20 protein-coding genes and 6 tRNA genes are annotated in these 19,524 nt (G+C 62.3%); 9 read left to right on the forward strand and 17 right to left on the reverse strand.

Features of this window, described 5'->3' with window-relative positions:
• Position 1 precedes the first annotated feature (1 nt).
• Positions 2-202, reverse strand: coding sequence for a hypothetical protein (locus tag R4P65_RS24810; protein WP_047269316.1), 201 nt, complete (start codon positions 200-202; stop codon positions 2-4).
• 111 nt (positions 203-313) lie between these two features.
• Here R4P65_RS24810 and R4P65_RS24815 point away from each other — a divergent pair, with 111 nt between their 5' ends.
• Together R4P65_RS24815 and R4P65_RS24820 are read left to right on the forward strand one after the other, a co-directional pair.
• Positions 314-1,540, forward strand: a complete 1,227-nt coding sequence (locus R4P65_RS24815) for a sensor histidine kinase (protein WP_317828512.1) — start codon at positions 314-316, stop codon at positions 1,538-1,540.
• Positions 1,495-2,172 carry a response regulator transcription factor gene (locus R4P65_RS24820; protein WP_317828513.1) on the forward strand — a complete coding sequence of 226 codons (678 nt, stop codon included), beginning with the start codon at positions 1,495-1,497 and terminating at the stop codon, positions 2,170-2,172. Before R4P65_RS24815 ends, R4P65_RS24820 begins: the two co-directional genes overlap by 46 nt.
• A 23-nt stretch (positions 2,173-2,195) precedes the next feature.
• On the opposite strand, the gene pdxT is transcribed toward R4P65_RS24820, so the two are convergent.
• Together pdxT and tesB are read right to left on the reverse strand one after the other, a co-directional pair.
• Positions 2,196-2,801 (reverse strand): pyridoxal 5'-phosphate synthase glutaminase subunit PdxT, encoded by a 606-nt coding sequence (pdxT, locus tag R4P65_RS24825; RefSeq protein ID WP_317828514.1) that lies wholly within the window; start codon positions 2,799-2,801, stop codon positions 2,196-2,198.
• Entirely contained in the window at positions 2,801-3,652 is an 852-nt protein-coding gene (tesB, locus tag R4P65_RS24830; protein WP_317828515.1) for an acyl-CoA thioesterase II, read from the reverse strand. Before tesB ends, pdxT begins: the two co-directional genes overlap by 1 nt.
• A gap of 50 nt (positions 3,653-3,702) precedes the next feature.
• Between tesB and R4P65_RS24835 the strand changes: the two genes are divergently transcribed.
• Complete coding sequence (locus R4P65_RS24835) at positions 3,703-4,371, forward strand: hypothetical protein (RefSeq protein ID WP_317828516.1); 669 nt, start codon at positions 3,703-3,705, stop codon at positions 4,369-4,371.
• A gap of 17 nt (positions 4,372-4,388) precedes the next feature.
• On the opposite strand, the gene R4P65_RS24840 is transcribed toward R4P65_RS24835, so the two are convergent.
• From R4P65_RS24840 to R4P65_RS24850, 3 genes are all read right to left on the reverse strand, one after another.
• Entirely contained in the window at positions 4,389-5,210 is an 822-nt protein-coding gene (locus R4P65_RS24840; RefSeq protein ID WP_003943337.1) for an acyl-CoA thioesterase, read from the reverse strand.
• Positions 5,211-5,339: 129 nt separating this feature from the next.
• Entirely contained in the window at positions 5,340-6,866 is a 1,527-nt protein-coding gene (locus R4P65_RS24845; RefSeq protein ID WP_317828517.1) for an HNH endonuclease signature motif containing protein, read from the reverse strand.
• 129 nt (positions 6,867-6,995) lie between these two features.
• Positions 6,996-7,418, reverse strand: a complete 423-nt coding sequence (locus tag R4P65_RS24850; RefSeq protein WP_317828518.1) for an NUDIX domain-containing protein — start codon at positions 7,416-7,418, stop codon at positions 6,996-6,998.
• Between the two features lie 163 nt (positions 7,419-7,581).
• On the opposite strand from R4P65_RS24850, the gene R4P65_RS24855 reads away from it, so the two are divergent.
• Complete coding sequence (locus tag R4P65_RS24855; RefSeq protein ID WP_317828519.1) at positions 7,582-8,058, forward strand: RidA family protein; 477 nt, start codon at positions 7,582-7,584, stop codon at positions 8,056-8,058.
• A 107-nt stretch (positions 8,059-8,165) separates the two neighbouring features.
• Here R4P65_RS24855 and pdxS read toward each other — a convergent pair whose 3' ends face one another.
• The 9 genes from pdxS to R4P65_RS24900 form a co-directional block, all read right to left on the reverse strand.
• Positions 8,166-9,074 (reverse strand): pyridoxal 5'-phosphate synthase lyase subunit PdxS, encoded by a 909-nt coding sequence (pdxS, locus tag R4P65_RS24860; protein ID WP_003943338.1) that lies wholly within the window; start codon positions 9,072-9,074, stop codon positions 8,166-8,168.
• 171 nt (positions 9,075-9,245) lie between these two features.
• Entirely contained in the window at positions 9,246-10,268 is a 1,023-nt protein-coding gene (locus R4P65_RS24865; RefSeq protein ID WP_317828520.1) for an NUDIX hydrolase, read from the reverse strand.
• Positions 10,265-11,392 carry a glycosyltransferase family 4 protein gene (locus tag R4P65_RS24870; RefSeq protein WP_230817239.1) on the reverse strand — a complete coding sequence of 376 codons (1,128 nt, stop codon included), beginning with the start codon at positions 11,390-11,392 and terminating at the stop codon, positions 10,265-10,267. The genes R4P65_RS24865 and R4P65_RS24870 overlap by 4 nt, the downstream gene beginning before the upstream one ends.
• The gene (locus R4P65_RS24875; protein ID WP_042919909.1) at positions 11,389-12,291 is read right to left on the reverse strand and encodes a phosphatidylinositol mannoside acyltransferase; all 903 of its coding nucleotides are present in this window, start codon (positions 12,289-12,291) and stop codon (positions 11,389-11,391) included. Before R4P65_RS24875 ends, R4P65_RS24870 begins: the two co-directional genes overlap by 4 nt.
• The gene (gene pgsA, locus R4P65_RS24880; RefSeq protein ID WP_317828521.1) at positions 12,288-13,001 is read right to left on the reverse strand and encodes a phosphatidylinositol phosphate synthase; all 714 of its coding nucleotides are present in this window, start codon (positions 12,999-13,001) and stop codon (positions 12,288-12,290) included. Before pgsA ends, R4P65_RS24875 begins: the two co-directional genes overlap by 4 nt.
• An 81-nt stretch (positions 13,002-13,082) precedes the next feature.
• Positions 13,083-13,637: an HIT family protein gene (locus R4P65_RS24885; protein ID WP_095970499.1), complete on the reverse strand. Its 555-nt coding sequence runs from the start codon at positions 13,635-13,637 to the stop codon at positions 13,083-13,085.
• Positions 13,634-15,691, reverse strand: coding sequence for a threonine--tRNA ligase (gene thrS, locus R4P65_RS24890; RefSeq protein ID WP_230817237.1), 2,058 nt, complete (start codon positions 15,689-15,691; stop codon positions 13,634-13,636). Before thrS ends, R4P65_RS24885 begins: the two co-directional genes overlap by 4 nt.
• 132 nt (positions 15,692-15,823) lie before the next feature.
• Positions 15,824-16,276, reverse strand: coding sequence for a TIGR02611 family protein (locus R4P65_RS24895; RefSeq protein ID WP_317828522.1), 453 nt, complete (start codon positions 16,274-16,276; stop codon positions 15,824-15,826).
• 171 nt (positions 16,277-16,447) lie between these two features.
• Positions 16,448-16,519: transfer RNA gene (locus R4P65_RS24900), tRNA-Val, on the reverse strand.
• A 293-nt stretch (positions 16,520-16,812) separates the two neighbouring features.
• On the opposite strand from R4P65_RS24900, the gene R4P65_RS24905 reads away from it, so the two are divergent.
• From R4P65_RS24905 to R4P65_RS24925, 5 genes are all read left to right on the forward strand, one after another.
• A tRNA-Gly gene (locus tag R4P65_RS24905) sits at positions 16,813-16,885 on the forward strand.
• A 25-nt stretch (positions 16,886-16,910) separates the two neighbouring features.
• Positions 16,911-16,981 (forward strand) — tRNA-Cys (locus tag R4P65_RS24910).
• Between the two features lies 1 nt (position 16,982).
• Positions 16,983-17,057: transfer RNA gene (locus R4P65_RS24915), tRNA-Val, on the forward strand.
• Between the two features lie 92 nt (positions 17,058-17,149).
• A tRNA-Gly gene (locus R4P65_RS24920) sits at positions 17,150-17,225 on the forward strand.
• A gap of 16 nt (positions 17,226-17,241) precedes the next feature.
• Positions 17,242-17,316, forward strand: a tRNA-Val gene (locus R4P65_RS24925).
• 131 nt (positions 17,317-17,447) lie between these two features.
• Here the strand turns inward: R4P65_RS24925 and R4P65_RS24930 are convergent.
• Positions 17,448-17,927, reverse strand: coding sequence for an alpha-isopropylmalate synthase regulatory domain-containing protein (locus R4P65_RS24930; protein ID WP_317828523.1), 480 nt, complete (start codon positions 17,925-17,927; stop codon positions 17,448-17,450).
• A gap of 197 nt (positions 17,928-18,124) precedes the next feature.
• Positions 18,125-19,510: a GH1 family beta-glucosidase gene (locus R4P65_RS24935; RefSeq protein WP_317828524.1), complete on the reverse strand. Its 1,386-nt coding sequence runs from the start codon at positions 19,508-19,510 to the stop codon at positions 18,125-18,127.
• Positions 19,511-19,524 lie beyond the last annotated feature (14 nt).

The raw sequence follows: 19,524 nt of genomic DNA on the forward strand, positions 1-19,524 counted from the left end.
GTCAGTCGTTTCGGCGCTCGGGTATCGCTGCCTCCCTCGTTCGGACTGCATTCACGATGTCGAAAGCACCGATGATCGCCAGGATCACGCCGAGTGGCCCGCCGCGAAACCAGAAGAACTCGGCGTCACGCGCGAACAGCCACAGACAGCCGCCACCGACGACCAAGAGAATGCCGATCATCAACTCGAAACGAATTTTCATACGTCGAGCCTGTCTTCTCTATCGAATCCGCACATCAGTCATCGGAACAACGCCGACCTCATCATTTGGTATGACAAGTCAGGCGCCCCGATGTGCTCTGATAAGTCTGTGGTGACCAGAAGTCGGAGTGTCGGCAAGTGGAACGATCCGCTCATCGCCTTCGGCCTGTTCGCGATCGGGGTACTCCTCTACCTGGTCGGCCTGTACCAAATGTGGACCGATGTCGGAGGTGTCGCCGACGTTCCCGTCGGGGTTCGGATCGGGATGCTGGCTCTGCTGTGTGCGATCGACTCGCTTCGGCGGGTGCGTCCGGCAACGGCCTTGGCGGCGGGGGCCGTCATCGTCGTGGTCGACGGCGCCCTTGGCCCCTCTCTGCCGATGTGGCTTGTCCTCTCGGATCTCACCTACGCCGCAGTTCTGTACGGGACGGCGCGGCTGGGCCGAGTGGTGTGTTCTCTGACCGCGGTGACGGTTGCCGCGCTCACCGCACTCGTTTACCTGTCCACCAGGGACGTCCGCGCTGCGGCTGGGGCGGGCGTCGTGACCGCTCTGTTCTTCGGTACGCCGGTGTGGTGGGCACTGGTCATCCGTCGACAAGTCGAATTGACCGAGGCCGAACGCGAGCGTTCCAGAGTCCACGAAGCACTCGCCACTCTGGATCGCGAGGCCGCGGTTGCTCACGAACGGGCAACCATGGCGCGGGATCTGCATGACGTGATCGCAAGCCACCTCTCTGCCATCGCAATCCACTCCGAAGCTGCACTCTCCACCACAGCTCTCTCCGCAGAGCAGGGTGAACCATACGATGAACGACAAACTGGATTGCGGGAGATGATCGGGGCGATCAGATCGAGCAGTCTCGCGGGCCTTTCCGAGATGCGGTCGATGATCGAACTGCTCCACGCGGGGGACGGCGAGACGCCTGACCCGCGTTCCTCTCCCCCGCGGCTGACCGAGTTGCCCGTCGTCCTGGACGCAGCTCGGGCCGCCGGCAGCACAGTGGAAGTAGCGATCGACGTCGATGCCGCCGAGCTGCCGAGCGTCGTCGATCACACGGCGTACCGGATCGCTCAAGAGGCGTTGACCAACGCGCTCAAGCATGCCCCCGGCGCGCCGATCTCGATGTCGATCTCTCTCCAGCACAATGCATTACAGATCGAGATCCGAAACCCCGTCGGTCCCGACATAGCCAGTCCGCGGGCACGAACGCGCGGGCTTGCAAACATGCGTCATCGTGCTGAGCTGCTGGGCGGTTCACTCGACGCACTTCCGGTCGACGGAGAATGGACGGTATGCGCGCAGCTACCGGTCCACACACCGAACGGAACGGATCGATGATCACCGTCGCCCTGGTCGACGACCACGCCGCGATCCGCTCCGGCCTGTCGATGATCCTGCGGCAGCACGACGACATCGATGTCGTTGCGGAAGCGGGAGACGGAGCGTCGGCGATCACCGTCACTCGCACACATCAACCCGACGTCGTGCTGATGGACATCCGGATGCCGGGCACCGACGGCATCGAAGCGACACGCCAGATCATCGGTACGACCCGCAGCCACGTTCTGGTGTTGACCACCTTCGACCTCGACGAATACGTCTTCGCAGCTCTGCGCGCCGGCGCAGCGGGCTTCCTCCTCAAGACCGCGACAGCGGACGAGCTGATCAGCGCCATCCGCAATGTCGCGGCCGGCGATGCCGTGCTCGCTCCCCGAGCCGCACGCGCACTGATCGGCGCGTTCGTTCAGCGCACTCCCAAACCCGCCGAACCGCTCGGACTGAGCGAGCTCACCGATCGCGAGCGCGAAGTGCTCGTTCTACTGGGTATGGGTCTGTCCAACGCCGAACTGTCGCGTGAACTCGGTGTCGGTGCTCCGACGGTGAAGTCGCATGTGTCGCGAGTTCTGTCGAAGCTGCACCTCACCTCACGCGTCCAGGCGGCGATCCTTGCCCGCGAACTGGAGCTGTAGTTCAGCCGAAGTGAACTAGCGCCCTAGCCGCGCACGAGATCGACGAACATCTCGTGGACTCGACGGTCCCCGGTGACCTCGGGATGGAACGAAGTGGCGATCACCGAGCCCTGCCGGACAGCGACGATGCGACCCGCGGCCTCCCCCGCCGCGGCGGGAACTTGCGCGAGCACCTCCACACCCGGACCGACCCGCTCGACCCACGGTGCGCGGATGAAGACTGCGCGGATGGGATCACCGATGATTCCCTCGAACTCCAGGTCGGACTCGAAGGAATCGACCTGACGACCGAAAGCGTTGCGGCGCACCGTCATATCGATGGCGCCGAGATGCTCGGCGTCCGGCCGGGTGTCGAGTACCTCGCTGGCGAGCAGAATCATGCCTGCACACGATCCGTAAGCCGGCAGCCCGCCGCGGAGTCGATCACGAAGCGGTTCCAGCAGCTCGAAAACCTGCAGAAGCCGGCTCATAGTGGTGGATTCGCCACCCGGGATCACGATGCCGTCGATCTTGTCGAGCTCCTCCGGGCGCCGGATACCGACTGCGTCCGCTCCCGAATCATCGAGTGCGGCAAGGTGTTCGCGAACATCACCCTGGAGGGCGAGTACACCGATCAACGGACGCGTCATCACACAGTTCCTGTCTTGTTCTCACGGTTGTCGGGTTCGCGTTCCAGCCGCGTCAAACCCTCCTGAACCACCGCTGCCACCATGTTGCCATCGCGATCGTAGATACGCCCCTGAGTGAGCGCGCGACCCAAACCTGCCGACGGTGATGTCTGGTCGTAGAGCAACCACTCGTCGGCCCGGAAGGGCCGTAGGAACCACATCGCGTGATCGAGCGAAGCCGTTTGCGTCTTCACACCCCGGTGCGGGACTTTGGAAGTTCCGAGCAGGGTCATGTCACTGAGGTACGCGAGGGTGCAGATGTGCAGCAGCGGACGATCCGGCAGAGCCTCGCGGTAGCGCATCCATACACGCTGCTGGGCGGCCAGGTCCGGCGCTGACGCACTCTGCTCGGCCGGCACAATTCGGATGTCCCAGTTCTTCCACTCCTGGTAGAACTGCGATTCCGCCAACTTGGGTACGGTCTGCGCATCCGGCAAGTCCTCCGGCGCCGGAACGGAGGGCATCCGATCCTGGTGCTCGATACCGTCGTCGTCGACGTGGAACGAGGCCGACATCGTGAAGATCGTCTTACCATCCTGGACTGCATTGACCCGACGCGTGCAGAACGAACGCCCGTCGCGAATACGGTCGACCAGGTAGACCGTCGGAATCTTCGGGTTGCCCGGGCGCAGAAAGTATCCGTGCAACGAATGCACGTGGTAGCTCTCGTCGACGGTGCTCACGGCAGAAACCAACGACTGCCCGGCAACCTGCCCACCGAACGTCCGTTGAAGTGCAGTGGGATGGACCGCACCGCGGAAGATGTCCTTCTCCAGGTGTTCGAGCGCGAGGATCTCCTCGATACCAACCATGAGTCCTCCGGAAACATTGACCGCATACACAGACCGCCGCACTAGGCGCGATGACGGTTCACAATATCGCCTTGGCGAGCGGGCACGGCACCATGGTGGGCGTGAGTACATTCATCCCGTCCACTCCCCTCGCTCTGGCCGAGCAGATCGCAACGCTGAGCGGACTATTTCCATCGGTGGTGGTAGTAGCGATCGACGGACCGGATTGCGCGCAACCGTCGCGGCTCGCGGAACTGGTCGGGGTTGCAGTCGAATCGCACAGCAGGCCGAGTGCCGTTGTGTCACTGCACGACTACGTGCGGCCGGCTTCGCTACGATACGAGTTCGGCCACGAGGATGCGCTGAGTTACCGCGCCATCTGGTTCGACTATCCGGCACTCGATCGTGAAGTGATCACAGCGGCTCGCACCAAACGGACGCTGTTGCCGAAACTCTGGGACGAAACCACTGATCGCTCGGCTCGCTCGACCCGTATCCCTGTCCACGAGCGCGCGGTCATCGTAATCGCAGGTCCGATGTTGCTCGGGCGCGGACTGGAGTTCGACGTCACCGTCCGCCTGGACATGAGCGAAGCTGCCATGCGGAGGCACACACCGAAGGCGGATCTGTGGACAGTCGACGCGCTCCTCGAACACCGCTCAGCGGTGTCCGAGGAGGTCGATTTCGAGGTCAGGTACGACCATCCGGCCCGGCCTGCGGTGCGCTCTCGCCGCGTTTGATTTCACAGCGGTTGATCTCACTTCGGGCGATAGAGCCTGGTCAGGCCTTCCTGGACCACCGCGGCAACCATGTTTCCTCGGCTGTCGAAGATGCGCCCCTGCGTCAGTGCCCGGCCGAAGCCCGCTGACGGCGACGTCTGGTCGTACAACAGCCACTCGTCGGCCCGGAACGGCCGCAGGAACCACATCGCGTGATCGAGCGAGGCGCTTTGCATGGCGACGTCCATGTGGGGGCCGCGGGAAGATCCGAGCAACGTCATGTCACTCATGTATGCAAGCGTGCAGACGTGGAATACCGGGTCGTCCGGGAGCGCCTCGCGGGAACGGAACCAGACTTGCTGCTGCGCGGCAGCACCCGGCCGCTTGTCGATGTCTGCCTTCGGCACCATTCGCAGGTCCCAGTCGGACCACTCGCGAGCCAACCACGCGGTCTCGGGGTCTTCCGAATCCTGGGCGATGGCCAAGGTCTCGGGGTCAGGGACGGGCGGCATCTCGTCCTGGTGCTCGATGCCTTCGTCCTGGACGTGGAAGGATGCCGACATCGTGAAAATGGCTTGTCCGTCTTGAATTCCGGTGACCAGGCGGGTCGCAAATGAACGACCGTCCCGAACACGATCCACCAGAAAGACGGTCGGTTCCATCGGATTTCCCGGACGCAGGAAGTATCCGTGCAACGAATGAACTGAGTAGGCCGGATCGACCGTTCGTACTGCCGACACCAATGCCTGGCCGGCGACCTGGCCGCCGAAAGTACGGGTCAGGGTGGTCTCCGCGATGATTCCTCGAAAGATGTCACGCTCGAGGCGTTCCAACTCCAGAATTTCTTCGATCCTCGCCATCGATGCTCCACATCTTCCCATGTACCGACGTCTACCGACCTTCACACAATGCCTGACGCACCCCCGGCCACCAAAGTGGGCATCCGAAAACTGGGCATCCGAGAACACTGAGAGACGGGGTGCATCTGCTCAGAACGGCGGTGGATCGTCTCCTCGATCGACGGTCCTCCTCTGGACCTTCTTCTTCACCCGCAGGTGCATCCGTATCCGCTGGCGCCGGCGTTCACCCCGCACGCGGGCCGCCTTGTTCTCCAAACGTGTACGTCGACGCCGACCACCCTCGGGCAGTACAGGCTCGAGCATTCCTGCCAGCAGACCTGACGGCCGAGCTCGGTAACAATGTCCGGTAATCGACGTCAGCGTGACGCTCCGGTCCGGATTCGAGGTGTGCACCCACTGACCGGAATGTTTGAGGCGGTGATGATTTCGACAGTCGGTACTCAAGTTCGAGGCCACGGTCTTTCCACCACGCGCTGGATCACGATGATCAAAAGGTTCAGTGTGATCGAGATCGGAATTCCATGCCGCAACACCGCAGTGCAGCCACTGACAGCTACCCGAGATCACCCTCACCCACGTGTCGAGGACAGCGCCCGGGCGGTACACCAACGCCGAAGGAATGACGGGCGGAGGAACTACAGGCGAAGGAACTGGCTCGCCCTCATCGGCAGACTCGAGCGCCGCATCGGCTGGTACCTTCACCTTCCGAAGCAGCGCTCCCGCGGCGATGTCACGCGCATGCTCTGCACTGATCACTCCATAACCGTCGAGGTGAGCGGGTTCGTCTGCACCTGGTGAGTCACCGCCCTGGAGCGCGCTTTCCAGCATGACCACGTGAACTAACGGCCGACGCACCACGACAATCCCACTGCGGTCTTGTGGGCAGTCGCCCCGGCCACAATCGCACGGCAGAATCGTCGACCCCACCACCAACGCTCCTAGGGCGTCGGCTCGTCGCTGCTCGTATTTACGAGAATCGTGTCGGCACACCGACATCGCCAACTCCCGCAAGCGACCGTCGAAAGCCCGTGCATCCTCCGCCGGAATGCTCCCCAAGATCCGCGCCATACCGTCTTCGGCAGCGCTCACACCTACGAACCGATCAGCCAGGGCGCGGCGTCGACGCTCCCGCATCCCCTCCGGATCCACCACAGCGACGATACGGTCGATGGCCGCCGTCAATCGGCGGCCGGTCAAGCCGGTACCGCCATGTATCGGTGGTGCTGAAATCTTCTCGAGGAGCTGCCGTTCCACCTCGTCGATCAAATCGTCATCGACGTTGGCTGTGGCGGAGTCGATCAACCCGACTCGATACAAATCCAGTTCTCCGCGTGCCATAGCGGCACGCGTGCGATGTAGTCGAGTCTTGAGAGAAAAGCCGAGGCCGATCAACTTTCCCGCCGCGGCACGGCCCATGGTCAACGCTGCGCCGAGCTCCGCTTCAGCTAGTTCGTGCGCAGTGGACGACCACGCGCCGGCATCGGAGTGTCCAGCGCTGCGACGCTCGAAAAACTCGGCAATGGCAGCGAGTTTCCGTTCCACGAGCATCGACTCGCGCGCATGCAGTTCGGCAATGAGATCGATGAGGGCGCAGTCGGATTCAGCACCGAACAGCTGCGCTGCGGCACTCGAACTTCCTACTCCGTCATCGAACATTCCTCCATAATATTCGAAACTATGTTCGACGATCTACGGTTTCCAGAAATCAGTCCGAAGAATCCCGATTGACCGCAAATTGTTGCGGAGCAACCTTTGCGACCACTCTTGTTTCGGCAACGGATTCGACTACTGAACCAGGGCGTTGACAATGCGGGCGGCTTCGGCCGGGTAGATGGGGCGGTCGGACCCACCTGTCAATACCCAGTGGACTGGATTACCTTCGTCGAGGACTCGGAGTTGCACGTCGAGCGGAAACGCATCGAATTCGGCTGAGTCGACTGCAAAGACATGGACAATCTCATGCCCAAGTCTCCCCTCGAACTCGAAGATATTCTCGACAACCTCGAGCAACTCGACACTTCCCAACGTGACGCCGAGTTCCTCCGCGAACTCGCGTCGCAGCGCTGCCTCGGCCGTCTCACCGAACTCGATACTGCCACCGATCAATCGATGGAAGTTCTCCCCCGTGACAGAGTCCGTGCCGTCGAGCATGAGTACGTGACCGCAACGGACAGGTAGCCCCAGTGAGATGTTGCGAATTGACGACATACAACAAAGCTTAGGTGGCCAAATCGAACACCATTTTGAATCCGACGACACTGAGTATCACCAAAAGTGATGGGGTGGGCGCAAATACGACTTGGACTTGCCGAGACTCCCGATGCCAGACTCGAACATCATTCCCAGACAGAAGAACCCATTGAGGAACTCGATGAACGACGCCAGTACCTGGACTGCACGACTCGCCGCACTCGACCTGACGCTTCCGCCGGTCGCTACCCCGGCAGGCTCCTACCTTCCCGCCGTTCAGACGGGGGCATACGTCTACACGTCGGGGCAATTGCCGCTCGTCGACGGCACCACGACGTGCATCGGCAAGTTGGGTGAAGGTGTCTCCGTCGAAGACGCAGCCCAGGCTGCGCGGTTGTGCACTCTCAACGGACTCGCGGCCGTCGACGCCTTGGTCGGGCTCGACCGCATCGTTCGCGTCGTCAAGGTCGTTGGATTTGTTGCTTCCGGATCCGGATTCTCACAGCAACCCCAGGTGATCAACGGCGCGTCCGACCTGCTGGCCCAGATCTTCGGTACTGCAGGGCAACACGCACGCTCTGCGATCGGCGTCGCCGAACTCCCCCGAAACAGTGCCGTCGAGGTGGAATTCGTATTCGAGGTCTCCGAAAGCATCTGACGGTCTGACCCCCCACACGACGAAGGGGCGGCGGGTTGCTTCTGCAACTCGCCGCCCCTTCGTTGTCGAAAACCTTCAGGCACTGGGCCCGGTCATCAGACCTGGTGTCACCAACCGCGCTCTGCGAGGCGGTGTCCAACCGGCAGGTCGTCGACGTTGATGCCGACCATTGCCTCGCCGAGTCCGCGCGAGACCTTGGCGAGCACGTCCGGGTCGTCGTAGAACGTGGTGGCCTTGACGATGGCCTCGGCGCGCTGCTTCGGGTTGCCGGACTTGAAGATGCCCGATCCGACGAACACGCCTTCGGCGCCGAGCTGCATCATCATCGCAGCGTCTGCCGGGGTGGCGATGCCGCCGGCGGTGAACATGGTGACCGGCAGCTTGCCGGCCTTGGCGACCTCGACGACCAGCTCGTACGGTGCCTGCAGTTCCTTGGCAGCGACGTACAGTTCGTCTTCGCTCAGCGAGGTCAACCGGCGGATCTCGCCGCGGATGGTGCGCATGTGAGTGGTGGCGTTGGAGACGTCTCCGGTACCGGCTTCACCCTTCGAGCGGATCATGGCCGCACCTTCGTTGATGCGACGGAGCGCTTCACCGAGGTTGGTGGCGCCACAGACGAAGGGAGCGGTGAACTTCCACTTGTCGATGTGGTTGGCGTAGTCGGCCGGGGTCAGGACCTCGGACTCGTCGATGTAGTCCACGCCGAGGCTCTGCAGGATCTGCGCTTCGACGAAGTGACCGATGCGTGCCTTTGCCATGACGGGAATGCTGACGGTGGAGATGATGCTGTCGATCATGTCCGGGTCGCTCATGCGCGAGACGCCGCCCTGTGCGCGAATGTCCGCGGGGACCCGCTCGAGTGCCATGACGGCGACGGCGCCTGCGTCTTCGGCGATCTTGGCCTGCTCAGCGGTGACAACGTCCATGATCACACCGCCCTTGAGCATTTCAGCCATGCCGCGCTTGACGCGTGCGGTGCCGATGGCGGTGGTGGGGGCAGAGTCGGGGGTGCTCACAGCAAACTCCTGCAGTAGTGGCGTGACAAAAGAAACGAGGCACGACGAACACACGAGTTCATTCGCTCGGAGGCCTCTGGCCAGAACTCTAGGACCAACCGGCCTTCGATTCCGTATCCAATTTGCCATTGCTGGCCTTAAATAGCCGCGACGCCTGATCGGCCGAACTCATCAGCGGATGGAACGCACTTCCGGATCCTCGCTACCGTCCGCGATCGTCGCTGCTTCCACCAGGAGGTTTGCCAGATCCAACGGGTAGACGGGCTCACCGGACTTGGCCAGTCGGCGGATCTCGTCGGCACTGCACCAGCGATGGCCCGTAATCGCACGCTGCTCCAACTCCGTGTGGCCTTGGAAGACCGGCTCGAAGCCGTGAGTGCGCGTGGCGAAGAACAGCTCTTCCGAACGGATCAGCTCACCGTCGAACGGGAAAATCACCACTCGACGCCAGAGCGGACCTCGCAGATTCTCCGGCGCCACGACGAATCCGGTCTCCTCCTCGATCTCACGAACGGCAGCCGCCCGCAGATGTTCACCGCGTTCGAGCCCGCCGCCGACGGTGAACCAGAAGTAAGTGTTCGGGATCTGAGGATCGTGCCCGCGCAGCAGCAGCACCCGATCGTCCTCGTCCAGCATCACCACGCGAGCGGAGGTCCGCGACGTATCGACAGTGATGCCCTCGGGCACCGCGGCCGCGGTGGTCCGCTCGGAGATCTCGAAATACTGAGGCAGCGGCGCCGTTCCGCCGAGGTGAAGCCAGCGAACAAGTCGACGCGTACGGAGTGCAAGGGTGTCTCGCACCGCGTCGTTGTGGAACCGCCTGGCGATCAGAACCCGCGCTTCGGCGTCGGCCAGCTCGGCCACCAGTTGAGGTCGCAGCGACGTCGTGCCGTAGGCGGCAAGAGCGTTGGACAACCGATTCTCCGCGAGTTCTCGGTCCTGACGATCCGCCCGTTCAGCGGCGTCGGCCAAGGTGACGAATCTGCGGGCGTCGTCGGCGCTCATGTCCACGGCCGCCGCGCGGACCACCGCTGCACGGCGGGACAGCGCCGCATCGAGCGCCAGCCAGGACTGATCCGAACGCACATGCAGCCGATCGAGTCGATTCGCCGTCCCGTACGCCCACAGTCCGACGACCAGGACGACGGCAGCGACAAGTCCGAGAATGAAGATCGTCAGAGCGGAAAAGGTCATGATCCCACCACACGAACGCCGGTGCCGCCGACCGTGACGGTCTCGTAGACACGCAGGATCTGCTCCGCCACCACCGGCCAGTCGTATTCGGCGACAACGCTTGTCGCGGTGTTGACCAGAGCACGGCGTCGGTCCGGATCACCGAGAACGGAATCGATTGCCTCGGCCAGGGCATCGGAGCTCCCGATGGGGACCAGCAAGCCGGCCTGGCCGTCGCGAAGTACCCGACGGAAGGCGTCCAACTCACTCGCGACGACGGCGGTACCGGCCGCCATGGCCTCGACCAGAACGATCCCGAAGCTCTCACCGCCGAGGTTGGGCGCGCAGTAGACGTCCGCACTGCGAAGTGCAGACGCTTTCTCCTCGTCGCTGACCTGCCCGAGCAGTCGGAGATGCTTGAAGTACTTGCCCGCCTCTTTGCGGAGTTTTTCCTCGTCGCCGCGCCCGACCACGATCACTTCGAGATCAGGATGACGCTCGACCAACTCCGGCAGTGCACCGAGGAGGACGGCCATACCCTTGCGCGGTTCGTCGTAACGCCCGAGGAACAGAATGGTTCCACCCTCGCGCGGATAGCCGGGCAACATGTCGGCCTCGGCAAACGCGGCGACGTCGACGCCGTTGGGTATTTCGACGGCGTCGGATCCTAGGGACTCGACCTGCCAACGACGCGCCAACTCCGAGACTGCGATCCGGCCGCTGATCTTCTCGAGATACGGGGCCAGGACACCCTGAAAAGTGCTCAGCACCAACGACTTCGTGGTCGACGTGTGGAAGGTCGCCACGATCGGGCCTTCCGCGATACGCAACGCGAGCATGGACAGACTCGGCGCATTGGGTTCGTGGATGTGCAGAACGTCGAAGCCACCTTCCGCGATGAACTTGCGGAGGCGGGCGTTCGCCGTCGGGCCGAAGGACAACCGCGCAACAGAACCGTTGTAAGGAATCGCGACGGCTTTACCAGCGGAGACCACAAAATCCGGTAACTCGTCATCGTCGGACGATGGCGCAAGCACGCTCACCTTGTGGCCACGTTCGATCAGCACCTCGGCCAGATCCACCACGTGCGCCTGCACCCCGCCGGGGACGTCGAAGGAGTACGGGCAGATCATCCCGATTTTCATTCACCCTCCATGCGGGCGAGCCGCGATTCGGAGAGATCCGAGCGCCACAGCGGCTGAAGCATGTGCCAGTCAGCGGGGTGCGCTGCGATGTTGACCGCGAATCGGTCGGCCAGTGCCTGCGTGGCCGGGCCGACGCCCCCGGAAACGTCGATCGGCGGGTCGATCTTGAAACCCCACCCGTCGGGAGTGAACCAGCAGTGGACCGGTAGAAGCGGCGCTCCGGTGTCGATCGCGAGCTTCGCCGGGCCTGCGGGCATGCGAGTAGGTTCTCCGAAGAACGTGACAGGCACACCCTTCTTCGCCAGATCGCGCTCCCCCAGAAGACACACGATCTTGTTCTCACGCAGATGCTTGGAGAGTTCGACGAACGGAGGATGCTCTCCGCCGCTGAGCGGGAAGATCTCGAAACCGAGACTCTCGCGATATTCGACGAACCGCTCGTACAGGGATTCGGGTTTGAGCCGCTCGGCCACCGAGGTCAATCCACCCCACTGCTGAACGCACCACACGCCGGCCATGTCCCAGTTGCCGCTGTGGGGCAGCGCCAGCACTGCGCCATGACCTGCCGCCATCGCCTTTTCCAGATGTTCCTGGCCCTCGACCAGCGCATGCAACGCCTTACCGGTGGCGACCAGGTCCATCGACGGAAGACGGAACGCCTCACGCCAGTACCGGGCGTACGAGCGCATCGAATCCTTGATCAGCTGATCCGGGACTTCCTCCGGTGTCGTCCCCAGAACTCTCGCGAGGTTCTTCCTGAGTTGTTCGGGTCCGCCCTTGCGTACCGCGAAATCCGCTCCAGCGTCGAACAGCTTGACTGCCACCGATTCCGGCAGGCTTCGCACCAACCGCCATCCCGCGGCGTATCCCAGATCGGTTGCACGCTCGGCAAAACTCATTGATCTGCCTCGCCTTCCGTCTTGGGCCCACCATCTGTTTCGGGCTCGCCATCGGGCTTCGACCCGCCTTCGGCCGTTGATGACGCCGGGGCGATCGGCAGAAGTTCCCGGGCGCCAGGGGAATTGCGCACCGCGAGCACTCGCTGGAAGACAGTGACGATACTTCCGGCGGCCAATACCCACATCGCGATGTGGATTGCCCACGGTAGACCCATGCCCGTAAGGCCTGATCCGACCAACACGATGATCAGCCGGTCCGGACGCTCTATCCACCCACCGTCGGCAGTCAGCCCGCTCGCCTCGGCGCGTGCCTTAGCGTACGAGATGACCTGCGAGGTGACGAGGCAGATGAGCGTCGCCACGAGAAGCCACTTGCTGTTCTCGTGGTAAACCGCCCACCACGCAAGGCCGGCAAAAATCGCACCGTCGGCCACGCGATCACAGGTGGCGTCCAGGACGGCCCCGTATCGCGTTCCACCACCGCGAGCGCGGGCCATGGCGCCGTCGAGCATGTCGAACATGACGAAGAACCAAATGAACAGGGTTCCCCAGAACAGGTGTCCGGACGGAAACAGAGTCACCGCCCCGGCGACACTCGCCACCGTGCCGATCACCGTCACCGTGTCTGGCGTCAGGCCGGTCTTGACCAGCGCCTTCCCCATAGGTGCCGTCACCTTGGACACCGATTCGCGTCCGAAGAAGCTCAACACCGCAGGAAACCTCCCCGTCGTGAGTTCCGGATTGGAACTCGTCGCAACAAAGCATCCTGCCATGAAGCCGGACGCATCGATCTATTGTTGCCAGGCACCGGCGAGTAGTCCCCTGGTCTCCCGCAGCAGTTGCGGCATCACCTTCACCCCACCGAGCACGGTGATGAAGTTGGCGTCGCCACCCCAGCGGGGCACTACGTGTTGGTGAAGGTGCTCGGACAGCGAACCGCCTGCAGCGGCACCGAGATTCAGGCCGACGTTGAATCCGTGAGGATTCGACACGCTCTTGATCACCCGCAACGCCTGCTGGGTGAACGCCATCAACTCGGCGCTCTCCTCCGGCGTCAGGTCTTCGAGAGCCGCGACCTTGCGATACGGAACCACCATGAGATGCCCGGGGTTATACGGGTACAGGTTCAGAACCGCGTAGACATGCTCACCGCGGGCAACGATGAGCCCTTCTTCGTCCGACATCTTCGGGATGTCGATGAATGGCTCACCCGTCGTACCCGGGGTGTTGGGCGCCTCGGTGATGTACGACATCCGATGCGGCGACCAAATGCGCTGCAAATGGTCAGGGTCGCCGACGCCGTGGTCGATCAGCGAACCTGGTCCCTCGTCACCGGGGGCGCTCACTGCGCCACGCTTGGCTGCACCAGTTCGGCTGTCGGCGAGGCATTCTCGCGACGGCTGATCCACTCGGTGATGATCCGGACGGCGTCGTCGACCGGAATTCCGTTGATCTGTGTGCCGTCGCGGAAGCGGAAACTGACCGCGCCGGCTTCGACGTCACGCTCGCCCGCCAGGAGCATGAACGGGACCTTCTGCGTGGTGTGGTTGCGGATCTTCTTCTGCATGCGGTCGTCACTGAAGTCGACCTCGGCGCGCACACCGGCAGCCTTGAGCTTCTTCGTGACGTCGAACAGGTGATCGGCGAATGCCTCCGCCACCGGGATTCCGACGACCTGCACCGGCGCCAGCCACGCCGGGAAAGCGCCGGCGTAGTGCTCGGTCAGGACGCCGAAGAACCGTTCGATCGAGCCGAACAGAGCGCGGTGGATCATGACCGGTCGAGTCTTGACGCCGTCGTTGCCGGTGTATTCGAGTTCGAACCGCTCGGGCAGGTTGAAGTCGAGCTGGATGGTCGACATCTGCCATGTACGGCCGAGTGCGTCCTTGACCTGAACCGAGATCTTGGGACCGTAGAACGCAGCTCCACCCGGGTCCGGCACCAGTGTAAGGCCGGAGGCTTCGCCGACCTCGGCGAGCGTTGCGGTCGCCTCTTCCCAGACGTCGTCGCTACCGACGAACTTGTCCGGGTTCTTGGTGGACAGCTCGAGGTAGAAGTCGTCGAGGCCGTAGTCCTTCAGCAAGTTCAGTACGAACTGCAGCGTGGTGGTCAGCTCGTCGCGCATCTGCTCACGGGTGCAGTAGATGTGAGCGTCGTCCTGAGTCATACCGCGCACACGAGTCAAACCGTGGATGACGCCGGACTTCTCGTAGCGGTAGACCGAGCCGAACTCGAAGAGCCGCAACGGCAATTCACGGTACGAACGTCCGCGAGCACGGAAGATCAGGTTGTGCATCGGGCAGTTCATCGGCTTGAGGTAGTAGTCCTGGCCCGGCTTACGCACGGTGCCGTCCTCGTTGAGTTCCTCGTCGACGTGCATCGCCGGGAACATGCCGTCGCGGTACCAGTCGAGGTGACCGGACACCTCGTACAGATGTCCCTTGGTGATGTGCGGGGTGTTGACGAACTCGTAGCCGGCCTCGATGTGGCGGCTGCGGGAGTAATTCTCCATCTCGGTACGGATGATGCCGCCCTTGGGATGGAAGACCGGCAGACCGGAGCCGAGTTCGTCGGGGAAGCTGAAGAGGTCCAGTTCGGTACCGAGCTTGCGGTGGTCACGACGCTCGGCCTCGGCGAGCAACTCGAGGTACTCGTCCTGAGCCTCGGTGGACTCCCACGCGGTGCCGTAGACACGCTGAAGATCGGCGTTGTCCTGATTTCCGCGCCAGTACGCGGCGGAGCTACGCGTCAGCTTGAACGCTGGAATGTGCTTGGTGGTCGGAATATGCGGACCGCGGCACAGATCGGACCAGATCTTGTCGCCGGTACGGGGATCGAGATTGTCGTAGATGGTCAGCTCGTTGCCACCCACCTCCATGATCTCTGGATCGTCGATACCGGACTTGTCGTCGATGAGTTCGAGCTTGAAAGGCTCGTCGGCCAACTCGACCCGGGCGTCCTCGATCGAATCGACCACTCGACGCGAGAAGCGCTGCGAACCCTTGATGATCTGCTTCATGCGCTTTTCGAGCTTGGCCAGATCCTCCGGAGTGAACGGACGATCCACCGCGAAGTCGTAGTAGAAGCCGTCTTTGATCGGCGGCCCGATGCCCAGCTTCGCATCGGGGAATTCCTTCTGGACCGCCTGCGCGAGGACGTGGGCCGCGGAGTGTCGGATGACGCTGCGACCGTCTTCGGTGGACGCTGCCACCGGCTCGACGTCGACATCGACCTCAGGAGTCCACGACAGATCCTTGAGCGTTCCCTCGCCGTCCCGCACGACGACGATCACGTCGGGCCCCTTCGTGGGGTATCCGGCTTCACGCACTGCAGTCCCGGCGGTCGTCCCCGCGGGCACCCGAAGTGGGGCGGCTGAGTGCTCTGGCGCGGGACTGGTCACGGCGATGTGCTCCTAAGGTATTGCGACAAGTTAAGACAGGCGTCGTACCCACTGCGAGCACGCGCACGATCATGTTATCGGCCCTACCGACATGTCGAGACAACCGAGTGAAGGAAACCGACCTCGTTCAGCTCACAGTGGCGACTCGAGCCACGAGTAGTCCAGCCCTACCCATGTCCCGATCAGCCCGAAGGTGCCGAGCACCCACAAAGTCGCCAGGACGAACACTGTGGTGAACAGAACGCCCAACCCTTTGACGAACAGCGACTGCTTGCCGAACCATTCCATGAACCTGTCGTATCGAGCCTTCGCAAAATGAAGGAGTCGATGAGCCCAGGCGAACTCCGACGCCAAAATGCCCAGGCCGGCGAACACGATGAGCCATCCGGGGCCGGGGTACGGAATAGCTATGACACCTGCGGAGAGCACGATCACGCCGACGACTCCAACGCCGATGCGATACGCAAGATTGAGGGTGGGCCGCGCGGCAATTCCGGCGCGCCACCGCTCCCAGCGGGACTCTGCGTCTTGGAAGACGGACAGGTCTGAATCGTCGACGGGAGAATCGACCTTTTCGGTACTCAAGTCGGTCACCTTTTCCGTCGCGAAATGTCTCTTCGACCAGGCTACCGAAATCGTCGCCCGGCCACCTGCGACGACGGTCTGCATGCCGAAACGACGGTGCCCTCGAACAACTGCGCTCTCAAACGACTGAAGGCGTCCCCGATGATCGGGAACGCCTTCAGTGTCTTTCTGTGGTCCCGGCTGGGATCGAACCAGCGACCTTCCGCGTGTGAAGCGGACGCTCTCCCACTGAGCCACGGGACCGTAAGTCATCCGAACGCATGCGCTCGAACGAGTTGGAACATTAACACGGCTGCGCGATGAATACGAATCACCAGGTTGGCATTCGATTTGCTCCAGGCAACCCCGAAATCTACGAATTCGAGCTGATTTCAGACCGTATTCATCGGCAAGATGGACAGTTGCAACGCGCGCCACGGGCCGATTCGACTCCGAACACGCCACTGAGCTGGTGATTTGTGTGTATCCGACACGGTCGGCTAATGTTTCCAACGCACCGAGGAGAGCGAGCAACTCCCCAAGCAACACGGTGCGATGCGGACGTGGCGCAGCTGGTAGCGCACAACCTTGCCAAGGTTGGGGTCGCGGGTTCGAATCCCGTCGTCCGCTCGAGAGGTGTGACTCAACCTTTTACGGTGGAGTGGCCGAGTGGTGAGGCAACGGCCTGCAAAGCCGTGCACACGGGTTCGATTCCCGTCTCCACCTCGCGCGATTAGCTCAGCGGGAGAGCGCTTCCCTGACACGGAAGAGGTCACTGGTTCAATCCCAGTATCGCGCACCACGTCAGGCCTTCGGGCCTGATGGTCAAGGCCTGCTTGCAGGTCTGATAAGTTAGAAAAGTACTGAGTTCCGGTAACGGAGTTCATTGCTCATGCGGACGTGGCGCAGCTGGTAGCGCACAACCTTGCCAAGGTTGGGGTCGCGGGTTCGAATCCCGTCGTCCGCTCCATTTTTCTCCAGAACCCGCGCGATTAGCTCAGCGGGAGAGCGCTTCCCTGACACGGAAGAGGTCACTGGTTCAATCCCAGTATCGCGCACCATTTGAGAATGCAAGAAGCCGGAACCTCAGGGTTCCGGCTTTTTGTGTTTGAGCACCGAACACACTAACCGCAGTGCTGACGCAAGCCCCCCCCCCCAGGGAATGCGTCAGCACTGCGGTTGATGGAGCTGATCAGTGAGAGAAGCGGTTCGCTGCCGAGGTCATCGCGCGCAGCGAGGACTCCGTGGACGACTCCGCAATACCCATCGCCCAGCTCCGACGTCCGTCGCACTCGGTGAAGATGAACGTCGCAGTACGGTGGCCGATCTGGTGCTGGTGGAAAGACAGGATCTCGAGAGAGATTCCCGCGTCGTGCAGCATCGAGGTCATAGCCGAGATCGCACCGGTCGAGGTGGCGGACGCTTTCTGGATGCGCTCCCCCAGACCGAGAGTCGCTTCGAAGGTCCAACGACCCGGTGCAATCTTTTCGGATGACCACGCGCCCAGACGGATCGGGCCGCTCATTGCCGCGTACGTGGACTCGAACTCGGTCCAGGACATCGCAGAGCATTCGGCACGCAGGCCGGCAGGCAGAGATTTTCCGTGGCGCGCTGCGAAAGGATCAGCAGGCGTAAAAGAGGAATCAGAAGCGAAGGCGAAGTTGTAAGTCATAGTCGTGGTCTTCCTGGAATGAAGTGGAGGACCAACTGGTAGCAAGACGACCCGCAGCGAGGGGTCGGTCCGATTCAGACCCCGCTGCGGCGGCTTACTACGAGAATTCGCTTCATGAGAGAAGAGGCTAGGCGGCCTGGTTCCATAAAGCAACCCAGACCGCCTAGCAAAGCAACCCAGACCGCCTCCACTTCAGGTCAGACCTGAGCCGCCTTGTGGTCGGCGATCAAAGCGCGATACCACTCGAACGAGGTCTTCGGTGTGCGCTTCTGGGTGTCGAAATCGACGTGCACCAGGCCGAAACGCTCCTTGTATCCCGCGGCCCATTCGAAGTTGTCGAGAAGTGACCACACAAAATAACCGCGGACGTCGACGCCGTCGTCGATGGCCGATCGGAGGGCGCGAAGGTGCGCATCGTGATAGTCGATTCGTGCTTCGTCCTCGACAACTCCTGCGGCATCCGGAGCGTCGTGGAACGAACACCCGCTTTCCGTGATGTAGATCGGCGGCAGTGCGTCACCGAAGCGTGCTTGGAACGTCCGCAAGATCTCACCTAGTCCCTCAGGGACGATCGGCCATCCGAAATCGGTTATGGGATAACCGGTAATCGCGACAGGCGCAAAGGGCAGGCCCGGCGGTAGGTCGACCTCGAGCACACCTTCTGTCCCCTGGCCTTCCACCGGAGCTGCAATCATCGTCGGCTCGTAGTAGTTGATCCCGTACCAGTCGAGCGGCGCCCCGATGATCTTCAAGTCCTCTTCGACCGGACCGCTGAGCAGCTGTGCAAATTCGTCTGCGGGATACTTTCCGACCAATACCGGGTCGGCGAACATCCAATTGACGACGTGGTCGTAGATGTCGGCAGCCATCACGTCTTTCGGGGAATCCGAAGCTGCCCGCACCGGAGCATGATTGGAGGCGATTCCGATGTTCGTGCATCCGGTTGCCCGAAGCGCTTCGACAGCGAGGCCGTGCCCGAGCAGCTGATGATGTGCGGCTTGGAAAGCCTCGAACCCCAAGGCCAGTCCGGGGGCGTGAACTCCCAAGGCATGGCCGTAGAGCGTGTGCACTACCGGTTCGTTGAGCGGCATCCACATTCCGACGCGATCGGACAACCGTTCGCCGACGACCTGCGCGTACTCTGCCAGCCGGTACGAGGTGTCTCGGTTCATCCAGCCGCCCTGCTCTTGTAGCGCCAAGGGCAGATCCCAGTGAAAGAGAGTGACAGCAGGAGTAATTCCCACCGAACACAGTCGATCGATCAGGCGGTCGTAGAAGTCGAGCCCTTTCGCATTCACGGCCCCCGATCCGGTGGGGAGTATTCGCGACCACGACAGGGACAGCCGATAAGCGTCGAGCCCGAGGTCTTTCATCAACTCGATATCCGATTCCCAGCGGTGATAATGATCGGCAGCGACCGTCCCGGTGTCGCCCCCGACGACTACACCGGGACGGTCACAGAACTCGTCCCAGATCGACGGTCCGCGACCGTCTTCCGCCACAGCTCCTTCGATTTGATAGGCCGCGGTGGCGGTTCCCCAGACGAAGGAAGACGGAAATTCTGGTGTCGGCTGCCGAGTCATGCCGGTCAGTTAAT

Source organism: Rhodococcus sp. IEGM 1318, from assembly GCF_033142465.1.
In the GTDB taxonomy this organism is placed as follows: domain Bacteria; phylum Actinomycetota; class Actinomycetes; order Mycobacteriales; family Mycobacteriaceae; genus Rhodococcus_F; species Rhodococcus_F qingshengii_B.